We start from the raw sequence: 3827 nt of genomic DNA, 5'->3' as shown, positions 1-3827 counted from the left end.
TGAAGCAACAGCTTGCGTTGCAGCAGCAGTCCAGCGACATCACCCACGAGCAGAGTGAGGCGTTCGCACAGACCGTCGTTGTGGCGCAGGATCTGCGCGACAAGATCGCCAACTTCGACGACTTCTTTCGGCCACTGCGCAACTACTTCTATTGGGAGCCGCACTGTTTCGACATCCCGGTGTGCTTCGCGCTGCGGTCCCTGTTCGACGCGCTCGACGGCATCAACCAGTTGACCGATCAGCTGGCGAGTGTTTCGGGAAGCATCGCCAAGCTGGATGAGCTTCAGCCCAAGCTGGTTTCGCTGATCCCGCCACAGATCCAGAATCAGGAGACCAACCGCGATCTGACGATGACGAACTACGCCACCACCGCGGGAATCTACGACCAGAGTCAGGCCGCACTGGAGAACTCGACGCAGTTGGGCGCGGCGTACGACGCCTCGAAGACCGACGACTCGTTCTACCTCCCGCCCGAAGCGTTCACCAACCCGGAGTTCGTGCGTGGCTTGAAGCTGTTCCTGTCGCCGGACGGTAAGGCGGCGCGGATGATCATCACCCACGAGGGGGATCCGGCTACGCCAGAGGGCATTTCGCACATCGACGGGATCAGAAACGCGGCGCAGGAGGCCGTCAAGGGTACGCCGTTGGCCGGATCGAAGATCTACATCGGCGGCACGGCGGCCACCTACAAAGACATCTCGGAGATGGCGCACTATGACCTGATCATCGCAGGCATCGCCTCGCTGGCCTTGATCATGCTGATCATGATGTTCATCACCAGGAGCATCGTCGCGGCGCTGGTGATCGTCGGCACGGTGGCGGTGTCGCTGGGCGCGTCGGTCGGCCTGTCGGTGTTGGTGTGGCAGCACCTGCTCGGTATCCCGTTGTACTGGGTGATTCTGCCGTTGGCGGTGATCCTGCTCCTGGCGGTGGGGTCGGACTACAACCTGCTGCTGGTGTCCCGGTTCAAAGAGGAGATCCACGCGGGCATCAACACCGGCATCATCCGGTCGATGGCGGGCAGCGGGTCGGTGGTGACGGCGGCGGGGCTGGTGTTCGCGTTCACGATGGCGTCGTTCATCTTCAGCGACCTGCTGGTGCTGGGCCAGATCGGCACGACGATCGCGCTGGGTCTGCTGTTCGACACGTTGATCGTCCGATCGTTCATGACGCCGTCGATCGCCGCGCTGCTCGGGCGCTGGTTCTGGTGGCCGGTACGGGTGCGCAACCGGCCGGTGCCGCAGAAGTTCGGCGACGAGGACACCCGGCAGCTGTCATTGTTCTGACGCGGTGCGCAAGACTGACTGTCGATGACTTCCGCGACACCGGCGCAGGCGGGCTCGACATGGGCCCCGCTGCGGTCGCCGGTGTTCCGAGCGCTGTGGATTGCGCAGTTCGTCTCCAACCTGGGTACGTGGATGCAGACGGTGGGTGCGCAGTGGATGCTGGTCGGCGATCCGCGGGCCGCGGTGCTGGTGCCATTGGTGCAGACAGCGACGACGCTGCCGGTGATGCTGCTGGCCCTGCCGTCGGGTGTCCTCGCCGATCTGGTCGACCGGCGACGTCTGCTGATCGCGACCCAGGCGGCGATGGCCGCGGCGGTGGCGCTGCTGGCGTCGCTGACGGGCGCCGGGCTGACAACCCCGACGGTGTTGCTGTTGCTGCTGTTCCTGATCGGCTGCGGGCAGGCGCTGACAGCGCCGGCATGGCAGGCGATTCAGCCGGATCTCGTTGCGCCTGAGCAGATTCCGGCCGCCGCAGCGCTGGGCAGCATGAGCATGAACGGTGCGCGGGCGATTGGGCCTGCGATCGCGGGTGCCCTGGTGTCGCTGGCCGGGCCGACGGTCGTTTTCGGGCTCAACGCGGTGTCCTTTGTGGGCATCGTGATGGTGCTCGTCACGTGGAAGAAACCGCCAATTGAGCACACGTTCCCCGCGGAGGGCGCGTTCGCGGCGCTGAGTGCGGGCGGTCGCTTCATCCGCCGCTCTCCCATCGTGCGCCGCATCCTGTTGCGGACCGCGCTGTTCATCGCGCCGGCAAGCGCGCTGTGGGGTCTGCTGCCGGTGATCGCGAAAGATCGACTGGGACTGTCGTCGTCGGGCTACGGGCTGCTCCTGGGGGCGCTCGGGGTTGGCGCGGTGCTCGGCGCGCTGGTGCTGTCAAGGCTGCGGTCGCGCTTCGGCCAGAACGCGTTGCTCACCGTGGCGGCGGTGGGCTTCGCCGCGTCGACCGTGGTGCTGGCACTGGTGCCCAATTTCACGGCGGTGCTCGTCGGGTTGGTGTTCGGCGGGGCGTCGTGGCTGTTGTGCCTGTCGACGCTCAACGCGTCGATGCAGCTGAGCCTGCCGGGGTGGGTGCGCGCCCGTGGGCTGTCGGTGTATCAGCTGATTTTCATGGGTGGGCAGGCGCTGGGTTCGCTGGTGTGGGGTGTGCTCGCGGGTGCGACGTCGAGTGTGGTCAGCCTGCTCGTCAGCGCAGGACTGCTGGCAGTGTGCGCGTTTTCGGTGCTGTGGTGGCCGCTGCACGCCCGCACGGGCAACCTCGATCTGACGCCGTCGTCGCATTGGCCGGAGCCGACGCTGACGTTCGAGCCCGAGCCGCTCGACGGTCCGGTTCTGGTGATGACGACCTACCGTGTCGAACCGGAGGACGAGGCGGCATTCCTGACGGCGGTTACCGCGATGGGCCGCTCGCGACAACGCACCGGCGCGGCGCGGTGGCGGCTGTACCGCAGCGTCGAGCGCGAGCACACATTCGTGGAGACGTTCGTCGTGCGATCGTGGGGCGAGCATCTGCACCAGCACTACACGAGGCTGACCGGTCAGGACCTGGTGATCGAGCAGGCGGTCGAGCAGTTCGTCGACCACGAGCCGGTGTCGCACCATCTGATCGCTGTCCGCGACGTGCGCTGACGGTCCCCGCCTTGGCCTCTGCAATGCTGGTGCCTGCAACGCAGTAGGAGGTGCACATGTCCGATTCCGCTTCGGGATGGCCCGAGATTCCGGTGGCCCAGTGGGTCGACACCCGCGACACCCTGCAACTGATGACGCAAGTCGTCGGCAAGGTGCGCATGGAGAACACGCCGCTGATGAGCCATTGGTGGAACGTCGTGCTGTACGTGTCGGCGCGCGGTCTGACGACCGGCTTGATCCCTCACGGCCACAGAGGGTTCTCGATCGACTTCGACTTCTTCGACCATCAACTGGTCGTCGCCACCACCAACGGTGATCGGCGGGCGATACCGCTGAAGCCAGGCCCGATAGCCGATTTCTATCGCGACGCCATGGCAGCGCTCGGCGAACTGGGACTGTCCACAGAGATCTGGACGATGCCGGTCGAGATTCCCGACGCCATCCCCTTCGACACCGACGAGCAACACGTCGCCTACGACGGCGATCAAGCACACCGGTTCTGGCTGGCGCTGGTTCAGATGGACCGCGTCTTCGAGGAGTTCCGGTCGCGCTATATCGGCAAAGTCAGCCCGGTGCACTTCTTCTGGGGTGCGCTCGACTTGGCGGTGACGAGGTTCTCTGGCCGGACAGCGCCCAAACACCCTGGCGGCGCGCCAAATTGCGGTCCGCACGTGATGTGGGAGGCCTACTCCCACGAAGTGAGCAGCGCGGGATATTGGCCCGGCCCGGACGGCGAGGGCGTCTTCTACTCCTACGCCTACCCAGAACCGCCCGGATATCGCGAGGGATCCGTGACGCCGGCACAAGCAACGTTCGACGAAGCCCTTGGCGAGTTCACATTGCCCTACACCGCTGTGCGAGAAGCCGACGACCCCGACGCCCTGCTGCTCGACTTCCTACAGAGCACCTACGAGG

The 3827-nt window shown here is 65.6% G+C and carries 3 protein-coding genes; all 3 read left to right on the top strand.

The features are described 5' to 3' along the window. The coding region (locus QOJ24_RS01535; RefSeq protein ID WP_526258420.1) for an MMPL family transporter at nucleotides 1-1286 on the top strand (1286 nt) is incomplete at its 5' end. A 24-nt stretch (nucleotides 1287-1310) separates the two neighbouring features. Then, nucleotides 1311-2912: an MFS transporter gene (locus tag QOJ24_RS01530; RefSeq protein WP_526258418.1), complete on the top strand. Its 1602-nt coding sequence runs from the start codon at nucleotides 1311-1313 to the stop codon at nucleotides 2910-2912. 56 nt (nucleotides 2913-2968) lie between these two features. Continuing rightward, nucleotides 2969-3827 (top strand): DUF5996 family protein (locus tag QOJ24_RS01525; RefSeq protein WP_526258416.1); only part of this gene is annotated, 859 nt, incomplete at its 3' end.

Source organism: Mycobacterium sp., from assembly GCF_032159775.1.
Taxonomy (GTDB): Bacteria; Actinomycetota; Actinomycetes; order Mycobacteriales; family Mycobacteriaceae; genus Mycobacterium.
This window is presented reverse-complemented; position numbering and strand designations above follow the sequence as displayed.

Excerpts from the sequence above, each read along its gene's own strand:
- QOJ24_RS01530 (WP_526258418.1), top strand. The coding sequence starts at position 1,311 with ATGACTTCCGCGACACCGGCGCAGGCGGGCTCGACATGGGCCCCGCTG.